Source organism: Saccharopolyspora karakumensis, from assembly GCF_004349225.1.
Lineage (GTDB): Bacteria > Actinomycetota > Actinomycetes > Mycobacteriales > Pseudonocardiaceae > Saccharopolyspora > Saccharopolyspora endophytica.
This window is the reverse complement of record NZ_SMLA01000061.1, coordinates 1-17,071: the sequence shown is the minus strand read 5'-3', so window position 1 is coordinate 17,071 and position 17,071 is coordinate 1. Positions and strand designations below refer to the sequence as shown.

15 protein-coding genes are annotated in these 17,071 nt (G+C 70.1%); 9 read left to right on the top strand and 6 right to left on the bottom strand.

What is annotated here, in order from left to right:
* Window positions 1-424: 424 nt before the first annotated feature.
* Genes E1202_RS26745 through E1202_RS26730 form a run of 4 tightly spaced genes read left to right on the top strand, consistent with a single transcriptional unit; the run spans window position 425 to window position 4,663 of the window.
* A complete protein-coding gene (locus tag E1202_RS26745) occupies window positions 425-1,453 on the top strand; it encodes an aminotransferase class I/II-fold pyridoxal phosphate-dependent enzyme (protein ID WP_235879040.1) in 1,029 nt (342 codons plus the stop codon).
* A 1-nt stretch (window position 1,454) separates the two neighbouring features.
* On the top strand, window positions 1,455-2,438 hold the full coding sequence (locus E1202_RS26740) for a polyprenyl synthetase family protein (RefSeq protein ID WP_132686010.1): 984 nt from the start codon (window positions 1,455-1,457) through the stop codon (window positions 2,436-2,438).
* A gap of 3 nt (window positions 2,439-2,441) precedes the next feature.
* Entirely contained in the window at window positions 2,442-3,419 is a 978-nt protein-coding gene (locus E1202_RS26735) for a UbiA family prenyltransferase (protein ID WP_235879039.1), read from the top strand.
* The gene (locus E1202_RS26730; protein WP_132686008.1) at window positions 3,416-4,663 is read left to right on the top strand and encodes an FAD-dependent oxidoreductase; all 1,248 of its coding nucleotides are present in this window, start codon (window positions 3,416-3,418) and stop codon (window positions 4,661-4,663) included. The genes E1202_RS26735 and E1202_RS26730 overlap by 4 nt, the downstream gene beginning before the upstream one ends.
* A gap of 20 nt (window positions 4,664-4,683) precedes the next feature.
* Here the strand turns inward: E1202_RS26730 and E1202_RS26725 are convergent, their stop codons facing one another.
* Window positions 4,684-5,697 carry a methyltransferase gene (locus E1202_RS26725; RefSeq protein WP_132686007.1) on the bottom strand — a complete coding sequence of 338 codons (1,014 nt, stop codon included), beginning with the start codon at window positions 5,695-5,697 and terminating at the stop codon, window positions 4,684-4,686.
* Between the two features lie 185 nt (window positions 5,698-5,882).
* Here E1202_RS26725 and E1202_RS26720 point away from each other — a divergent pair, with 185 nt between their 5' ends.
* Together E1202_RS26720 and E1202_RS26715 are read left to right on the top strand one after the other, a co-directional pair.
* Window positions 5,883-6,719 (top strand): TauD/TfdA dioxygenase family protein, encoded by an 837-nt coding sequence (locus E1202_RS26720; RefSeq protein ID WP_132686005.1) that lies wholly within the window; start codon window positions 5,883-5,885, stop codon window positions 6,717-6,719.
* Window positions 6,720-6,854: 135 nt separating this feature from the next.
* Window positions 6,855-9,647, top strand: a complete 2,793-nt coding sequence (locus tag E1202_RS26715; protein WP_132686003.1) for an ABC transporter substrate-binding protein — start codon at window positions 6,855-6,857, stop codon at window positions 9,645-9,647.
* Window positions 9,648-9,745: 98 nt separating this feature from the next.
* On the opposite strand, the gene E1202_RS26710 is transcribed toward E1202_RS26715, so the two are convergent.
* From E1202_RS26710 to E1202_RS31910, 4 genes are all read right to left on the bottom strand, one after another.
* Window positions 9,746-11,050 (bottom strand): family 43 glycosylhydrolase, encoded by a 1,305-nt coding sequence (locus E1202_RS26710; RefSeq protein WP_132686001.1) that lies wholly within the window; start codon window positions 11,048-11,050, stop codon window positions 9,746-9,748.
* A 157-nt stretch (window positions 11,051-11,207) separates the two neighbouring features.
* The gene (locus tag E1202_RS26705) at window positions 11,208-12,359 is read right to left on the bottom strand and encodes a damage-control phosphatase ARMT1 family protein (RefSeq protein ID WP_207918936.1); all 1,152 of its coding nucleotides are present in this window, start codon (window positions 12,357-12,359) and stop codon (window positions 11,208-11,210) included.
* Between the two features lie 104 nt (window positions 12,360-12,463).
* Window positions 12,464-12,706: a hypothetical protein gene (locus E1202_RS26700; RefSeq protein WP_132685999.1), complete on the bottom strand. Its 243-nt coding sequence runs from the start codon at window positions 12,704-12,706 to the stop codon at window positions 12,464-12,466.
* Window positions 12,703-13,869, bottom strand: coding sequence for a hypothetical protein (locus E1202_RS31910; protein WP_207918935.1), 1,167 nt, complete (start codon window positions 13,867-13,869; stop codon window positions 12,703-12,705). The genes E1202_RS26700 and E1202_RS31910 overlap by 4 nt, the downstream gene beginning before the upstream one ends.
* Before the next feature lie 307 nt (window positions 13,870-14,176).
* Between E1202_RS31910 and E1202_RS26690 the strand changes: the two genes are divergently transcribed.
* From E1202_RS26690 to E1202_RS26680, 3 genes are all read left to right on the top strand, one after another.
* The gene (locus tag E1202_RS26690) at window positions 14,177-14,746 is read left to right on the top strand and encodes a prolipoprotein diacylglyceryl transferase (RefSeq protein ID WP_132685997.1); all 570 of its coding nucleotides are present in this window, start codon (window positions 14,177-14,179) and stop codon (window positions 14,744-14,746) included.
* Window positions 14,739-15,707, top strand: coding sequence for an SRPBCC family protein (locus E1202_RS26685; protein ID WP_132685996.1), 969 nt, complete (start codon window positions 14,739-14,741; stop codon window positions 15,705-15,707). Before E1202_RS26690 ends, E1202_RS26685 begins: the two co-directional genes overlap by 8 nt.
* Window positions 15,708-15,814: 107 nt before the next feature.
* The gene (locus E1202_RS26680) at window positions 15,815-16,696 is read left to right on the top strand and encodes a crotonase/enoyl-CoA hydratase family protein (RefSeq protein ID WP_132685994.1); all 882 of its coding nucleotides are present in this window, start codon (window positions 15,815-15,817) and stop codon (window positions 16,694-16,696) included.
* Between the two features lie 79 nt (window positions 16,697-16,775).
* Here E1202_RS26680 and E1202_RS31580 read toward each other — a convergent pair.
* On the bottom strand, window positions 16,776-17,071 hold a 296-nt coding region (locus E1202_RS31580), incomplete at its 5' end, for a Pycsar system effector family protein (protein WP_235879038.1).

The following is a 17,071-nucleotide window of genomic DNA, read 5'->3' as shown; positions in this document are numbered from 1 at the left end:
CACGACTGATGAGATTCGTTTCCCGCCGTGCCGTTTCGGCTGGCCGGACTCTACGCGAGCAGATCGCGTTTCGACCACATCCGCAGACCGGTGGTGATGGATTTTCGCGAGGTTCCGGCAATTTCCCGGATAGCCGGCAAATTCTCGCCTCGTCCACGGTGAACCGTTTTCGCCCCCGTGGACGTGAACTGCGGGTTTACCGGTATTCCCGAGAAACGGCCCCTGATAAGCCTTTTCTCAGCGGCAATTCGTTGACAAGCGCGCGGACGAGGAATGAAGATCGTCCTCGTCAGGCCATCGGCGAGAGAAGGAAGCACTCGGACCCGCTGGTCCGTTCCGCCTGATTCCGGTCTTCCACGTTTCGCGTCAAGCCCGCGCGCTTGCCGGAGAGTTGCGTGCGCACGTCATGAACGGAGATCAGCCTGTGCCCACCATTCGGCACCAGTTGTCCCTCAACGAGAACTTCGCGGCACCGCTGCCCGGCGTGCGCGAGGCCATCGTGCACAGCTCCGACCGGGTCAACCTGACGCTCGACGCGATGTCGGCGGGGCTCACGCGCGCCATCGCCGAGCACGTCGGGCTGGACTCCACCGAGGTGTTCGTCGGCCCGGGTTCGGGGGCGCTGCTCCAGCAGTTCCTCACGACCTTCGCCGGTGGCGGCGAGATCGTCTACGCCTGGCCCTCGTTCGAGATGTACCCGCTGCTGGTGCGCTGCGCGGGCGCGACACCGGTCGCGGTGCCGCTGCGCGATGACGCCCACGACCTGGCCGCGATGGCCGACGCCATCACCGACCGCACCAAGATCGTGCTGCTGTGCAACCCGAACAACCCGACTGGCACGGTGTTCGGGGACGACGAGCTGCGCGCGTTCCTCGACCGGATCCCCTCGGGTGTGCGGGTTCTCATCGACGAGGCCTACGCCGACTTCGCCGATCAGTCCGCGATCGCCCGCGGCATCGCGCTGGCCTCCGAAGACCCGCGGGTGTCGGTGGTGCGGACGTTCTCGAAGTCCCACGGGCTGCTGGGGCTGCGGGTCGGCTACCTCATCGCCAACGAGGCGGTGGTCACCGCGCTCACCCCGGGCTCGTACTTCTTCCGGGTCAGCACCGTGGCGCAGGACGCCGCGCTGGCCGCGCTGCGCGCCGAGGACGTCATGCGCGAGCAGTGCGCGGAAGTGGCCGCCGAGCGGGATCGGGTGCACACCGGGTTCACCGAGCTGGGCCTGGACGTTCCGCGCAGCCACGGCAACTTCCACTGGCTGCGCTTGGGCGAGGCCAACGACGAGTTCGTGCGGTTCTGCGACGAGTTCGGCGTGCAGGTGCGCGCTCTCGCCGACGGCGCCGGGGTCCGGGTGACCGTGGGCACCACCGAGGCCAACGACCTGGTGCTGGAACTGACCCGGCGCTTCCTCGCCGGTGACAGAGCCGGTGCTCCGCGGACGGTGAACGCGTGAGATGACCGACGACACCGGAATCGGCTCGCCGGAGTGGGTGGAGCTGCTCGGCCGCGAGATGCGCAAGCGGTGGTCGGCGGTCGCCGATCGCACCGAGCAGATGGCCGGGCACGCACTGCTCGCGCCTGGGAAGATGCTGCGGCCCGTGCTGCTGCTCACCTCCGCCGAGGCCACCGGCGGTGACAGCGCCCAGCTGCTCCCGGCCGCGCTGGCCGTGGAGTACCTGCACGTGGCCACCCTGGTGCACGACGACATCATCGACGACGACCGGCTGCGTCGTGGACGTCCCACCGTGCACGCCGAGTACGGCATGGCCGATGCGCTGGTCACCGGCGATTTCCTGATCCTGAACATGGTCACCTCCCTCTCGGAGTGCGCGGCCGTGCCGCGCTCGGCGGTGCTCGAAGCGGCCCGCGTGCTGGCCGGCGCGGGTTCCGACGTGTGCCGGGGTCAGGTCCGGGAAGCCGAGATGGCCGGCGACCTGAGCTGTCCGGTGAGCGACTACCTGGAGATGGCGGCGCTGAAGACGGGCGCGCTGTTCCGGGGCGCCTGCCGGGCCGGTGCGGTGCTGGCCGGAGCCACCGGCGAGCACGCCGACGCCGTCACGCGCTACGCCGAGCACCTGGGCGTGGGTTTCCAGATCTTCGACGATCTCCTTCCCTACCTGGGTGATTCGACCGGAAAACCGGCCACCAGCGATGTCGCCAACCTGCGCCCCACCCATCCGGTGCTGGTCGGCCGCGAGGTCGCCGACGATCAGGGCAGGAAGCGGTTCGCCGAGGCGCTGTCGGGCCGGTTTCCCGCCGAGGAGTCCCACGCGCTGATGCGCGATCTGCTGGTCGCCACCGGGGCGTTGGAGCGGAGCAGGCGGCGCGCGGCCGAGGAGATCGCGGCGGCGCGGGACAGCCTGGACGGCCTGCCCGGTGCGGCGGCGGTCGAGCAGATGCGCGGGATCGCCGATCTGGCCATCGACCGGAGCCGGTAGGCCATGCGCGACCGCTGGGCGCGCACGCGCCGAACCCTCTGGGCGCACGTGCAGACCTTCCGCCCGTACACGCTGTGCTACCCGGTGCTGGTGGGCGTGGCGGGCGCGGGCGTGACCGGTGAGGCCGGGCTCGCGGAGTTCGTCATCGCCGGGTTCGGCACGGCGTTCGGCTGGCTCGCCGCGCACTACCTCGGCGACTACTTCGACCGCGAGCTGGACCGGGTCGCCAAGCCGCAGCGGCCGATCCCGTCGGGCCGGTTGGCACCGGGCACCGCCCTCGCTTGCGGGATCGGTCTCGCCGTGGCCGCGACCGCACTGCTGACCTGGGCGAACTTCCGGGCGCTGCCGCTGGTGGTGGTGGCGTTGTCGGGCGTGATCGCCTACAGCCGGTTCTGCAAGGCCAGGGGGCTGTCGGGAAACCTGGTGCGCGGGCTGATCACGGCCACGGCGTTCCTCATCGGCGCGATGGTGGCCGCTCCCCTGCCGGGGTGGGCAGCACTCGCGCTGTCGCTGGTCTTCCTGCTGCACGACACGGCGTCGAACCTGGTCGGCGCGATGCGCGACGTCGACGGCGACCGCGCGGCCGGGTACCGGTCGGTGCCGGTCCAGCGCGGCCAGCGCTACGCCGCCCGGCTGTCGGTCCTGCTCTACGCCTCGGCGATCGGCATCGCCGCGCTGGGTCTCGCGCTGCCGCACCGGACCGGGTACCCGGTGCTGCTGGCGGTGGCGGGCTGCGCCGGGCTCATCGCGGTGCTGCCGCTGCTGTGGCTCGCTCCGACGCTGAGCCAGGCCCGCGCGCTGCGGGCCCACGAGGTGCTGGTGGCCGAGCGCCTGGTGCTCGCCGCGGCGATCCTCGCCCGCACCGCTGCCGTCGTCCCCGTGGTCGCGCTGCTGCTGCCGGTGCTGGTGTTCAGCGTCTGGACGCAGGCCGCGATGCGCTCGCGCCACGAGATCGCCGAGAAGGAGGCCCTGCCGACATGAGCTCCCCTGACGCAGAACGCGCGGACGTCGTGGTGTGCGGGGCGGGTGTGGGCGGCCTGGCCGCCGCGCACGCGCTCGGATCGCTGGGCCTGCGGGTCGTGATCGTCGAGAAGCGCCCGACGGTGCCCAGGATCCCCAAGGGCGAGGTCCTGCAGCCCGGCGCGCTGCGGATCCTCGACGACTGGGGCATCAGCGAGGTCCTGGAAGAGCGCGGCGCGGTTCGCCTTTCGTCGCTGGTCGCCGTGGAGGCCAAGGGCCGGATGGCGCTGGACTACGCGCAGCTGCCGGAAGGCGCGAACTGGCTGCTCTCGGCCGACCACGAGTCGATCCTCACGGCTCTGGCCGACCACCTGCCCGGCACCGTCGACCTCCGCCGCGGAACCCCGGTGCAGGACGTGGTCCGCGACGACGACGGGCGCATCGCCGGTGTCGCGCTGAAGGGCTCGGGCGAGGTCCGGGCACCGCTGGTGGTGGCGGCCGACGGGGTGTCCTCGCGGCTGCGCCGCGCGGCCGGCATCGAGGCCGACCGCCAGGACTACCCGCACCGGCTCGTCGCGCTGGAGATCCCCGGCGTTCCCGCCGACCGCGAGGTCGTCGCCTACACGACCTCGCGCGGGCTGCGGATGCGCTACCCGCTGCCGGGCGACCGGGTCCGGCTCTACGTCCAGATCGAGCCGGACGAGTTCCGGGGCGTCGACCACGACGCGGTGCTGCGCTGGACCGACGAGCTGATCGCCGAACTGCCCGACCTGGCGGCCTTCGGGGTCCAGCTGAGGACGTGCGTGGCGGACCGGCAGACGCTCCCGGTCTCGCACTTCGAGGCCTCCGGGCTGACGGCGCCGGGCATCGCGCTGGTCGGCGAATCGGCGCACTCGGTGCACCCGATGGCGGCGCAGGGCATGAACAGCGCCATCTACGACGCGCACGCCTTGGGCGCCTCCCTCGCCGCGGAGTCCGATGTGGACACCGCGTTGCGCGAGTACGAGTCCCGGCGACTGCCCGAGATCAACCAGATCGGCACCATCAGCCACAACGCCGCGCGGATGCTCACCGACCTGTCGTGGGCGGGACGCGCGATCGGACGGCGAGCGCTGCGCAACACCGGCGCCAACCAGCGGCTCAGCTTCACCGTCATGCACAACCTGTCCGGCCTGGGCTTGCACCCGCTGTCGCCGTTCGACCGGCTCTGCCAGCTCGGACTGCTGCCCGACCCCCGGTCGCGGCGCCGGCCTCGATGGGCATGAGGACCGGCGCCGCGCACGCCTCACGGCCTGCCGCACTCCACGACGACGAGACCGCCCGGCCAGGTGCGGGTCTCGATCACCTCCAGGCCCGCCGCACCGGCCAGCACCTCGAAGTCGGCCACCGTGCGCTCCTGACCGCCCAGCAGCACCAGCGACTGCAGGTCGAACGAGGTGTTCTGCTCGGCGTGGGAATCGCCGGCGAGGACCTCCACGATGACGACGCGACCGTCACCAGCGGCCTCTGCGCACCGCCGCAGGATCGCGGCCGCGTTCTCGTCGTTCCAGTCGGTAAGCACGCGGGAGACGAGGTAGACGTCCCGCCCTTCCGGCAGCGCGTCGAAGAAGCTGCCGGGGACGAACCGGGCCCGGCCCGCCACTCCGGCCTCGGCCAGGAACACGTCGGCTTCCGCGGCGACCGCGGGCAGGTCGAGGACTTCGCCGTCCAGGTGCGGGTTGGCCCGGACGATCTCGGAGAGCAGCGCGCCCTGACCGCCGCCGACGTCGATGACGGTCTTCACCGGAGCCCACTCGAACTCCGCGGCCAGCACCGGGCCCGTCTGCCAGGCGTAGGCGGCCATGACGCCGCCGAAGAAGCGCCGCAGGTCGTCGTTGCGCTGGTAGTCGTCCCAGAACGGGGTGCCGTGGACCGTTCCGTAGGCCGAGTCGCCGGTGCGGACCGAGTGCAACATCCCGCTGAAGGCCATGTCCATCCGAGCACCCGGCCCTTCCAGGACCAGCCAGTCCTTGAGCCACGTGCCGTCCTCGGCCAGCAACCGGCGCGACAGCGCCGTCAGACCGTAGGCGCCTTCGCCGGTCTCGGCGAACAGGCCGATGCTCACGAGGTGGCGCAGCAGCCGTTGGAGGGGTTCGCGGTGGGCGCCGGATTCGGTCGCGAGCGGGCCGATCTCGGTCGTGCCACCGGCGATCAGCTCCGGCAGCCGCAGCGTCACCGCGACGCGGACGGCGAAAGGTGTTGCCAGGTCGATGAGCTTGGCGAGTTCGAGACTCGTAGCGCGCGATTCCTCGGAATCCATGGATCTCTGCTTTCTTCCGGATTGAAGACCCGTCCGCCTCCGTGGTTTTCATCCTTACCGGCCGCCGAACACCGCGTCAACGACAGCGACGAGAACACGTCCGCACGCCGGGAAGACCGGCACGCGTTTGGCACGAGCATGCCCGAAAACCGTTGAGCACCCGAGGAAGTTGAGGTGACCGTCCCATGACGAGCATCGACGTACGTCCCGCCTCCGGCGCGCTGGGCGCCGAGGTGCGCGGAATCGACCTGGAGTCGCTGACCGAGGACTCCTTCGCGCAGCTGCACGCGCTGCTGGTGGAGAACCTGGTGCTGTTCTTCCCGGAGGCCGAACAGCTCTCCCCCGAGGCGCACAAGGCGTTCGGCCGGTTCCTCGGCGAGCTGGAGGTGCACCCGTTCCTGCCCAAGCTGGACGGGCACGACGAGATCGTCGTCCTCGACTCCGATCAGGGCGCGAAGGCCGACGTCTGGCACACCGACGTGACCTTCCAGGCGAGCCCGCCGATCGCCTCCATCCTGCAGATCGTGCAGTGCCCGCCGCGCGGCGGCGACACGATGTGGAGCAACCAGCACCTCGCCCACGAGAACCTCTCGGCACCGCTGCGGGACTTCCTCGAAGGGCTCACGGCCGTGCACGCCTTCACCCACCCCAACGGCACCGTCTTCGAGGCCGAGCACCCTGTGGTCCGCGCGCACCCGGTCACCGGCAGGCGTTCCCTCTACGTCAACCGCATGTTCACCCTGCGCATCCCGCAGCTGCGCCGCGCCGAGAGCGACGCGCTGCTGGGCCACCTGTTCAGCTCGTCGGAACGCCCGGAGAACGTGTGCCGGTTCGGCTGGAAGCCCGGCGCGATCGCCCTGTGGGACAACAGGGCGACCCAGCACTACGCGGTCAACGACTACGCCGAACGCCGCGTCGGCCGCCGGGTCACCGTCCTCGGCGACGTGCCGAAGGGCGAAGAACCGCGCTGGCCGCACCTCACCGACGCGACCACGGCAGCGGACTTCCGCAAGGACTCCTGACCCGCGCGCTCCCCGGGCACCGCGCCCGGGGAGCGCCCCGCCGTGACCGGATCGGCGCATTGTCACGGTCACCCCACCGCGGCTACGCTCGTCGCTTCTTCGTCTGCCTTAGTGCGCAATGCGGGGATTGGGCTCATGAGCAGAACTCTCACTTCGGTGAAGGACGACGGTCCGCCGTCGTTACCGCTGTTCCACGGGGTCGTGCAGGTCCTGGAACTCATCCGCGCGCTCTACGGGCGGCGGCACGAGCGGACCAGCGGCAGCGACAGCGGCGGCGGACTGCCGATGCTGTGCCTGGTCAGGCCGCGGGAGCTGGAGGACCTGCTGCCGGCGATCGGCGAGCGGCTCAAGAGCGCCGAACCGCACCGGGTTCCGCACGCCTACATCCGCCTGGAGCCCTCCACGGCGGATCCCAGGGACGCCGACCACACCGCGCAGACCCCGCTGCCGCCGCCCGAGGTCGACACCATCCGGGGACTGCTCGCCGACATCGCCGAGCAGCTCAACGGACCGCTCAACGCCCAAGCCGGTCGGATGCGCTTCCCCCGGTTCAGCCTGGCGCTGTGGTTGATGCGGCAGGACCTCTCCGGGACCGAGATCCCGAGGCGGGAAGCCGAGCTGCGCAAGCGCCTGTGGCGGCGCGACCCCGCGCAGCGGATCGCGGAGCTGATCAACACCAACACCGCCGACGCCCCGGACCGGACGGTCTGGTCGGTGCTCAAGGTGCTCGCCCTGGTGCCGTGGTTGTGGTTCCAGCTCAAGATGCACTGGCGGCTGCCGCTGATCGGCGGTTACCGGTGGTTCCGGCGGCAGAGCTACCTGGCGCCCGAGGTGCCGGGCAACTTCCTCGGGTTCGCCGAGCGCCTCACCGAGAACGAGTGGAACAAGGAGGTGCCCGAGCAGGTCGCGAAGTTCTTGATCAACACGCTGCTGGAGGACCTGCGTCGTTCCTACCGCCGCTTCCCCTGGCGGCTGCGCGGCAAGTGGCGCACGACCTACACGACGGTGCTGCTGGACAACGTCACCCGCTCCAACGGCGGCTACGCGCTGCTCAAGCTGGTCAACGACATCCGCAACGAGACCGGTCTGGTCGATCCGCTGCTGCTGATCACCACGAGCTCGCTGGTCCCGCCGCACGCCGTCGAGCCGACGGTGGACAACGTCCAGGACGTCGTGTCCCAGGCGCACGAGGCCGACGAGCAGGGGTACCGCGCGTGGCGGCACAAGCTCGACGAGGCGCGGCGGGCGCGCACCGACATGACCTGGTACCTACCGGTCGAGATTCCCCCGGCGGCGACCGGGGATTCCCGCAAGAGCGAGATCCGGCGACATCTGGCCGCCGCCGACAAGTACACGCTGCCTCCTCCACCGTGGTGGTCGCGGCGCACCCTGCCGGTCGCGCTGCTGCTGGGGATGGCCGGTGCTGGGATCTACGCGTACTCCTCGTTCAGCGTCGTCCACTGCGGCATCCTGTTCCAGCCGCCCTGGTACTGGATCGGCGCCGCACCCGGGCTGACCAGCATGGAGAACAAGGCGGGTGAGTGCGTCGGCGTCACCGACGGCACCTTCCTAGCCGAGTTCATCGACGACGCGCCGCCCGGCCAGACCCAGCAGGCCGCGCAGGAGGCCGATCCGATCCTGACCGGTCTCCGCGCCATCGGGGACACGATCTCGCGGCAGAACCAGGCGGCGCTGGACAAGGCCGAGGAGACGGGCCGCCCGGTGCTCACGCTGGTCTACCTGGGCGATCTGTCCCCGGGAGCAGGCGCCTTCAACCTCTCGGCCCAGCACGAGACGCTCGCCGGCATCGCGGTGGCCCAGTACGACCAGAACTTCGAGCCCAACACGCCGCTGGCACGGGTGCTCATCGCCAACGGCGGCAAGGACATGGGCCACGGCGTGGAAGTCGTCGACCAGCAGATCACCGAGCTCGCCAAGCGGGATCCCAGCATCATCGGCGTGATCGGCCTCAACTACAGCCGCGAGGAGACCTTCCAGGTCATCGAAAGGCTCGGTGCCGCAGGACTTCCGACGGTCGCGTCGACTCTGTCCTACGACAACATCCCCGACCGCTCACCGCTGTACTTCCAGGTCTCTCCGCAGAACGTCACGCAGGCCCGTCGAGCCGTCGAGTTCGCGGGCGGGCAGGGCCGCACCGCCGGGGTCAAGATCTACAGCGACGGCGTCGACCCCTACAGCCGCAACCTCGGAACCGACGTCGAGAACGAGTTCCGCCGCGTCCACCCCGGCGCGACGGTCCAGTGGCTCAACGAGGACCCGCACACCGCGGGCCGGGAAGCCTGCCAGGCCGGGCAGGACGAGCTGGTGTACTACGCCGGCCGGGGCACCGAGTTCCGGGAGTTCCTCGACGGCGTGGGCAGCGGCTGCCCGACCGGCGTCCCGCCGATGATCCTGGGCAGCGACGACGTGGCCAGCCACGTCGCCAACCGGGCGGCGCGCTTCGCCAAGATCGGCATCCCGTACTACTACCAATCCTTCGCGGTGGCCCCGAGCACGCCGGACCCGAACGACTCCGGGGGAACCGTGGTCGGCCCGGCGCTGGACTTCTACTGCACGCTCAACATCATCATCGCCGGGGACGATCCGGCGATGCCGCCCGACGAATGCCCGCCCAGGGAGGGGAACCTGTCCCTGGACGGGCACGCCGCGCTCGCTCACGACGCCGCGAGCGTCCTGCTCAGGGCCGCCAACCAGCTCGACCGCGGCGGGCCGATCCCGATCACCGCCGGCACCGTGTGGCGTCAGATCAACGCCAACCAGCACCAGACCGATGAAGACCTGCCGTCGAAGTACGGGCTGGTGACCGGCCAGATCGACTTCGGCAGCGACACCAACAACCGCGTCCCGAAAGACAAGACGGTCTGGACCCTGCACGTCGACCAGTCGGGCCAGGTCTCCGTCCCCTAGTTTCGTGGTCGCTCTGCTCAGCGGTGCGGGTGGCGGTGCAGGGTGAGTCCCACACCTGGAGCCGAGAACAGCGGGTCCGCTGCGCTCATCAACCGCTGCTACGCGTCGCGGCGCTGGACGTAGACGCGGTTGCCCTCGGGGCCGGTCCACTCCATGCGGACCACGCCCGCCACGGCGGCGTGCGGGAACTTGTCGGGTTCGTGCCAGTGGCCCGCGACCGGGTTCCGGAAGAACGTGGCCCACAACCGGCCGTCGGCGTCGACGAACAGGTTGTTGTGGCCCGCGCCGATGCCGCCGGTCCAGCGCTTCGAGTAGGGCCCCTCGAAGTGGTCCGAGACCGCGATGATCGCGTCGTACTGGTCCCGTTCGCCGTCGGGCGTGTAGGCGTGCCGCGCGGTGTCGCCGGTTCCCGTGGTCTTGTTCCAGGCCGCGTGCACGAGGAAGTACTTCCCCCCGTGCTTGATCACGTGCGCCCCTTCGAGGTAGGGCTCGGGTTCGTAGCGCGTCTGCTGGAACTTCGGGAGGTTCGTCTTCTGGACGATGTCCTCCATGTCGTCCTGGAACTCGGCGTAGAGATCGTTGTGCAGCACCAGCCAGGCCTTGCCGCCTTCGGCGTAGAGGCCGCCGTCGATGTGGTAGTAGACGTTCGGATCGACGCCGTCGGGAGCACCGGGATTGAGCTCGCCGAAGGGCTTTTCGAGGTTGCCCTCCACGACCCGGTACGGGCCTTCCACACCGCCATCGCTGACGAGCATGAACGAGCCGACCTTGCGCGAGTGGTCGCCCATGCACGCCACGACGTACCAGGTTCCGCGGAAGTGGTGCACCTCCGGCGCCCACACGTCGCCGCGCTTGTCAGCGCCCTCGCCCGCGTAGCGCTGCCACGGCGCGACCGCGGTCCGCCCGGGTTCGTTCTCGCCGACGAACTCCGGCGACCACACCTTGCCCTTCTCCGCGTCGGGCCGGATTCCGGTGGTGTCCACCAGCTTCCACGGCCCGTCCAGGGAATCCGCGGTCCACACGAAGATGCCGTCGTTCCACGGCGCCGCCGCCGGGAGGCCGGGGACCCGAGTGGTGCCGGTGGCGACGTAGACCGGACGGCCGTCGACGATGAAGCAGTTGACGTAGGTGTCGCGCATCCAGACCCGGCCCAGCTCCTCGTCCCGAGGGCGGAGTTCGAGGTCGAGGATCCGGGAGTTGTCGTCCCTGGGCTCCAGGTCGACGCGGGTGTCGGCGTCGCCGTAGGGCGTCACCTCGGGCCAGTTCGGCGGGTACTCCCGCTGAGACGACTGGTCCTGGCCCCAGGCGGTCGCGGGCAGGAAGGTCGCCATCCCCAGTGCACCGGCGGTCCCGAGCAGCAGGGACCGCCTGTTCAAGGACGGGCCGGTCGCGGAGTCGGACATGCGCATTCCCCTCGTCGTCGCACGCATCTGACCGACGTCCCCATCGGCCACGTGATCGACGCTACTGCGACTCACCGGTTTCGGAAGGGAGAACAGAGGTCCCGGCGCACATCGCTTCGCGCTCGCACGAACGAAGGTTGCCCTGACGTGACCTAGATCACGTACCCGGCGTGCTCTGGATGAGGGCGTGGGAGCCCTGCGTCCGCCACGCCTCACCTGAGGCATCCAGCGAAGCCACGACGTCGCCGGGAAGTCCCACGACGACCTCGGACTTCAGCACCCGCAGGCTCACCACCGGACCCGGCAGTCGCAGCGCGACGTCGTCGAACGCCGTGGTCGCCTGCCAGTGGCGGTCTCCGACGAGACGACGGTAGTTGAGGTCGCCCTTGAAGATCGTGACCGCGGCCGAGGCGAGCTCCGCACGCAGATCCTCCGGCATGGCACCGAATTCCTTCGGCCCGCAGAAGAACGCGTGCGCCCGCACCCCGATCCGGCCCTCGCGCATCGCGTTCTGGACGCGTTCGCCCACCGCCCCCGCTTCACCGGGCAGTGCGCGGAGGTGGTGCAGGACCTCCAGCACGTCCGTCGGGGTGGCGTCGGAGACGTAGTAGGGCCCCGGTTTGACGTGCAGGACGACCCGGTCTGCACGTCCGGCGGTGAGCAGCCGGTCGATGAGCACGAGGTCGGCGGCGAGCTCACCCGCCGAGTTGTCGGCGACGAGGTGGACCGCGCCAGGCTCGCCGAACAACGACCAGAACTCCTCCGGCGAGCCGGTGACCAGGCCTGACGTGGCACCGCTCGCGTCGGTGGACAGCTGGAACGCCAGATCGGCCTGGTTTCCCCACACCGCGGCCTGGACCACGGCGGCGTCCCGGTCGGCATCGCTGAGGTGCGGGAGCTCGTCGAGGGCCTTGAGCGTGTCGGCGGTGGCGGCGTTGTGCAGCTCGGCCCGCTTCATCGGCGCGAACGGGTCCACACCCCGCCACGGACCCGGCGAGAAGAAGCCGGTCGCGGCCAGCAGTTTCCGGAAGAAGTAGCTCTCAGCCCACAGGAACGAGGCCTCCGCCCACGGCCGCCCGACCTGATCGGCGATCCACTCCGCCCAGACCCCGTGATCCGGCGCGTCATCGTCCAGCGGCTCGACCACGCCCTCGGTCGACTCCCGCAACAGCGCCGCCAACCGGTCCCGCACCTCCGGCCCGAACGGATGCGCCGCGCACAACCGCTCGATCATCACCGGATGCCGCTCGTGGAACACCCGCCACCCGAACGACCCGACCTCGCCGATCCCGATCAACGACGCGTCCACAACCGCCTCCCACCAGAACCGCGAGACCACACCGACCGGCCAGCGACCCTACCAACGCCCACCCCCACGAACCGGCCACCACACCCGGCGGTGCGCCGCGGCGGTCAGGGGTCGGTGCGGTCGGCTTGGTCGAGGTATGCCTCGATGCGGTGGTCGACCTGGATGTCGTGGTAGGTCACGTGCGGTCGGACCGGGTTCGGGAGGTTGGTGCGGTCGCTTCCGGAGGTGGACCGTTCGTCGGCGTCTCCGGGGAAGTCGACGCTGGTGTCGGGCACCTCGCTGAAGGTGATCTCGTCGGCGTGCACGGTGCTCGTGAAGGTCACGTCCGGTTCGTCCTCGGACGTCATCGGCGCCGCTCCCTCCTGGACGTACGCGATGTGGTGTCCCGGCTGCTGCGACGGGTGCTGCGCTCGGAATCTCCCGTCGTGCGGCGCCTCCGCGTCGGTTTCCTCTCGGATTCGCCCTCCTCGTCGGAACTTCCGTCGCCGACGACCTCGCGCGCTCCCCTGCCGGCCTCTTCAGCGGTGCTCCCGACGTCCTCGACGGCTTCACCGGCACCGCTCCCGACCTGCTCAGCAGCCCCACCAGCGCCACTGCCTACCTGCTCAGCAGCCCCACCAGCGCCACTGCCTACCTGCTCAGCAGCCCCACCAGCGCCACTGCCTACCTGCTCAGCAGCCCCACCAGCGCCACTGCCTACCTGCTCAGCAGCCCCACCAGCACCGCTGCCGACCTGCTCGGCAGCTTCACCTGCGCCTTCGCCGACGCTCTCGACCGCGCTGCCGGCGCCCGATCCGACCTCCTCGGCAGCCGAGCCCGCGCCCTCACCCACGCTCTGCACCGCACCACCGGCACCGGAGCCGACATCCTTCACCGCCGAGCCCGCGCCCTCCCCCACGTTCTCCACCGCACCACCGGCACCAGCACCGACATCCTCGACCGCGGACCCGGCGCCCTCACCGACGCTCTCCACGGCGCTGCCGGCACCGGAGCCGACGTCCTTGACCGCCGAACGCGCACCTTCACCCACGTCCTCGACGGCTTCACCGGCACCCGCGCCCACGTCCTTCACCGCGGACCCCGCACCTTCGCCGACGTCCTCCACAGCGCGCCCCAGGCTCTTGGTGAGGTTCTCCAGGATCTGGGGGTTGCGGTCGATCGTCGTCAGGACCCGGTCGAGGACGTTGGCGACGTTGTCCAGCCGGACGTTGAGGTGGGCCTGCGCCTCCACGCCCTTGATCTGCAGCGCGACGCGGCCGAGCTCGGCGTCGACACCGACGTTGAGCTTGAGCAGGTCGAGCACCTCGGCTTGCAGGGACACCCGCGCGCGGAGGTTCTCCACCTCCAGGCTGATCTCGTCGACCTTGACCACGGGGATGTCGAGGTAGACGTCGGGGTATTCGTCCTTGCGCCCGCCGGCGGACGCGGACACCGGCTCCCCTTCGGTGCCGGCTTCCACCAGCTCAGCGTCGTACCGGCCGTCGTCCCGCTGCTCGTCGCTGTCGGCCATCGTCGAATCCCTCACTCCTGCGTGGCGGGCGGGCGCGGTCCACGCTCGCCTCCAGCCTTAGTCGCGGGGCTCTCGACGGAGAAGGGGACTTCGACTCTACGAACCGCGGCAGCCCGCTCCTAGGTTCGACTGGGAGCACCTGACTTGGCCACGTCACGCGATCATGCGGTTGACCAGTGCCAACGTCGTGGTCGCTCGCACCTGGACGATCACGGTGCTGATGTGTGCACGCACCCGTCCGGGGGTACGTCTGACTCGGACTGCACTTCGCAGCCCGAGGATCTCATCGCTCCAGCAGGGGGTCGGGATGAAGCAGGGACCTCAAATCGCGACGGCTGTGGCGATCGGCTACGCCCTCGGCCGCAGCCGCCGGATGAAACTGGCGCTCATGGTCGGCGGGGTCGTTCTCGGACGCCGCATGGGTGACCCCAAGGAGCTGCTGGCGAAGGCCGGTGAAGCGGTTCCCTCCGGGGAGGCCGGCAGCGCGCTCCGCGACCGCCTCGTCGAAGCGGCCAAGGCCGCGGCCGTCGCCGCGGCCAGCAACGAGATCGAGACCATGAGCGACAACCTCTCCGAACGCGCGGCAAAACTCCGCTCCCCGCAGTCGGGTTCATCGGAATCCGGAGAAGACGAGCAGGAGTCGGCGTCCTCGGAGGAACCCGAGACTCCGAAGCAGCGCTCCTCGACCGAGGACGACGAGGAATCGGCGTCCGAGGACCAGGAATCGGGCTCCGAGGACGACCAGGCGAGCGAGTCGAACAAGCGCACGCGCGCACCGCGCACGCCCTCCGCCCCGCGTGCGGCCACCCCGGGGAAGAAGACCTCGGCGGGGTCGTCCAGCGGATCGAACCGCAGGTCAGGTGGGAACGATGGCTGAGACCGATCAGCGCGACAAGAGCCTCGCGGACGAGCTCCCGCTCGACCGCCTCAAGGAAGCCGGGCAGGAGCTCCTCGAAGCGGTGGTCTCCCGGGCGGTCGGCTCGGTCACCGGCAAGGTCACCGGCCTCACCGACAGGCTGACCAGCGTCGCCGACAACGGCGGTTCCGGCCTGACCGCAGCGCTCACCGGGGCCAAGGACCTCGCCGAGGGCAAGTCCCCGCTGAAGTCCGCGCTCGGTGCCGGGATGGCGGGGGCGAAGGACAAGGTCAAGGAAGCCGTCAGCGGCGGCGGTGGAGGCGGTGGTGGCAGCAGCGACGCGAAGGTCGTCAACATCATCGAGGAGTTCGACGTCGGCATCCCGCTCCGCGTCGCCTACGACCAGTGGACCACGTTCGAGGACTTCCCCAGCTTCACCAGGAAGGTCGAGAAGGTCGAGCAGGAGTCCGACGAGAAGATCAACTGGCGGGCGCAGATCTTCTTCTCCCACCGCGACTGGGAATCCACCATCATCGAGCAGATCCCGGACGAGCGGATCGTGTGGAAGTCGACCGGAGCCAAGGGCTACGTCGACGGCGCCGTGACCTTCCACGAGCTCGCCCCGACGATGACGCGCGTCCTGCTCGTCCTCGAGTACTACCCGCAGGGGTTCTTCGAGAAGACCGCCAACCTCTGGCGCGCGCAGGGACGACGCGTGCGGTCGGACTTCAAGCACATCAAGCGGCACATGATGACCCGCACGATCCTCGACCAGGACGAGGTCGAGGGCTGGCGCGGCGAGATCCGTGATGAGGAAGTCGTCAAGACCCACGAGCAGGCGCTCGACGAGGAGGACAAGACGGACGAGACCGACGAAGACGAGGAGACCGACGACTTCGAAGACGAGGACGAGCCCGAAGACGAGGACGAAGACGAAGAGGAGGAAGAGCGGGTACCCGCTCAGACCTCGCGGCAGAGCTGAACCGCTTCTCGTGATCAGGGCCACGTCGATTCCGCGCACGGCTGTGCCAACATCGGTGAACCATCACGCCTGCGCAGGGTCCACGGCCCGATCACGAGGAGACAAGTGTGCAACTGAGCACCATCGGCCACGACGTCACCGACGGCGTACTCGTCGTCACGCTCAACCGCCCCGACCAGCTCAACGCCTTCACGCCGACCATGGCCGACGAGCTGGAGGAGACGTTCGTCCAGGTCAACGACGACGACTCCGTCCGGGCGGTCGTGGTGACCGGCGCGGGCCGCGCGTTCTGCGCGGGCATGGACCTCAGCAGCGAGGGCAACGTCTTCGGCCTCGACGAGTCGCAGTCGCCGACGCTCGCCGACATGCAGGACCTCTCCGCCCCCGAGCTCCGCCGCATCCGCGACACCGGCGGCCGGGTCACCCTGGCCATCCACGACTGCCGCAAGCCGGTCATCGCCGCCATCAACGGCGCCGCGGTCGGCATCGGCGCGACGATGACGCTGGCGATGGACGCGCGCCTGATGTCGAGCAAGGCGCGGTTCGGCCTGGTCTTCGGCCGCCTCGGCATCGTGCCCGAGGCCGCTTCGACGTGGTTCCTGCCGCGCATCGTCGGCATGCCCAAGGCGCTCGACCTCGTCTACCGCGCCGACGTCCTCGACTCGGCGGCCACCGCGGAGGCCGGTCTCGCCGACGCCGTCCACGCACCCGAATCCCTGCTGGACGCAGCACTGGAGCTCGCCGACGCCTGGACCAAGGGCAAGTCACCGGTGGCCACGGCGCTCACCCGCCAGATGATGCGCCGCAACAGCGCCCTCGACCACCCCCGCGACGCGCACCGGATCGACTCGCTGGCGATGTTCTACACGAGCATCGGCGACGGCGCGGAAGGCGTCGCGGCCTTCATCGAGAAGCGCGACCCGCACTTCCGAGGCCAGGCCTCGGACCTCCCCGCCTTCTACGACGAGTGGCTGCACGACGACCGCTGACCGAAGCTCCCCACCTCGTTGACCGGGACCGGCCGCGATCAACCACAAGGGCGACGGCATTTCTCGTTGAGTCGTGGCGTCACCACTGGGATGACGCCACGGCGAGGACTGCTGTGGTCACGCCCGTGCCGATGAGGGCCGTCGCCAGTCGGACTCGGCGGAACTTCGTCGCGCCGAGCCGGGAGATGGTGAGCAGCTGCTGGCGGTACCAGCGTTGCGGGTTCTCGACGATGCGCTCGACGAAGTCCGTCATCTCCTCGTCGGTCAGCCGCCTGCTGTGGTGAAACCCGCTGCCGCGCAGTTGCGGTCGCACCACGGCGAGCAGGAGCAGGACGGCCAGCAGCATCAGCACCAGCGCGCCCCACAGGCCCACCC

What these genes read in the sequence shown, in the direction of transcription:
- E1202_RS26715 (WP_132686003.1), top strand. Translation starts at nt 6,855, where the DNA reads ATGAGCAGAACTCTCACTTCGGTGAAGGACGACGGTCCGCCGTCGTTA.
- E1202_RS26730 (WP_132686008.1), top strand. Translation starts at nt 3,416, where the DNA reads ATGAGCTCCCCTGACGCAGAACGCGCGGACGTCGTGGTGTGCGGGGCG.
- E1202_RS26735 (WP_235879039.1), top strand. Translation starts at nt 2,442, where the DNA reads ATGCGCGACCGCTGGGCGCGCACGCGCCGAACCCTCTGGGCGCACGTG.
- E1202_RS26740 (WP_132686010.1), top strand. Translation starts at nt 1,455, where the DNA reads ATGACCGACGACACCGGAATCGGCTCGCCGGAGTGGGTGGAGCTGCTC.
- E1202_RS26710 (WP_132686001.1), bottom strand. Translation starts at nt 11,050, where the DNA reads ATGTCCGACTCCGCGACCGGCCCGTCCTTGAACAGGCGGTCCCTGCTG.
- E1202_RS26690 (WP_132685997.1), top strand. Translation starts at nt 14,177, where the DNA reads ATGAAGCAGGGACCTCAAATCGCGACGGCTGTGGCGATCGGCTACGCC.
- E1202_RS26720 (WP_132686005.1), top strand. Translation starts at nt 5,883, where the DNA reads ATGACGAGCATCGACGTACGTCCCGCCTCCGGCGCGCTGGGCGCCGAG.
- E1202_RS26685 (WP_132685996.1), top strand. Translation starts at nt 14,739, where the DNA reads ATGGCTGAGACCGATCAGCGCGACAAGAGCCTCGCGGACGAGCTCCCG.
- E1202_RS31910 (WP_207918935.1), bottom strand. Translation starts at nt 13,869, where the DNA reads ATGGCCGACAGCGACGAGCAGCGGGACGACGGCCGGTACGACGCTGAG.
- E1202_RS26725 (WP_132686007.1), bottom strand. Translation starts at nt 5,697, where the DNA reads ATGGATTCCGAGGAATCGCGCGCTACGAGTCTCGAACTCGCCAAGCTC.
- E1202_RS26700 (WP_132685999.1), bottom strand. Translation starts at nt 12,706, where the DNA reads ATGACGTCCGAGGACGAACCGGACGTGACCTTCACGAGCACCGTGCAC.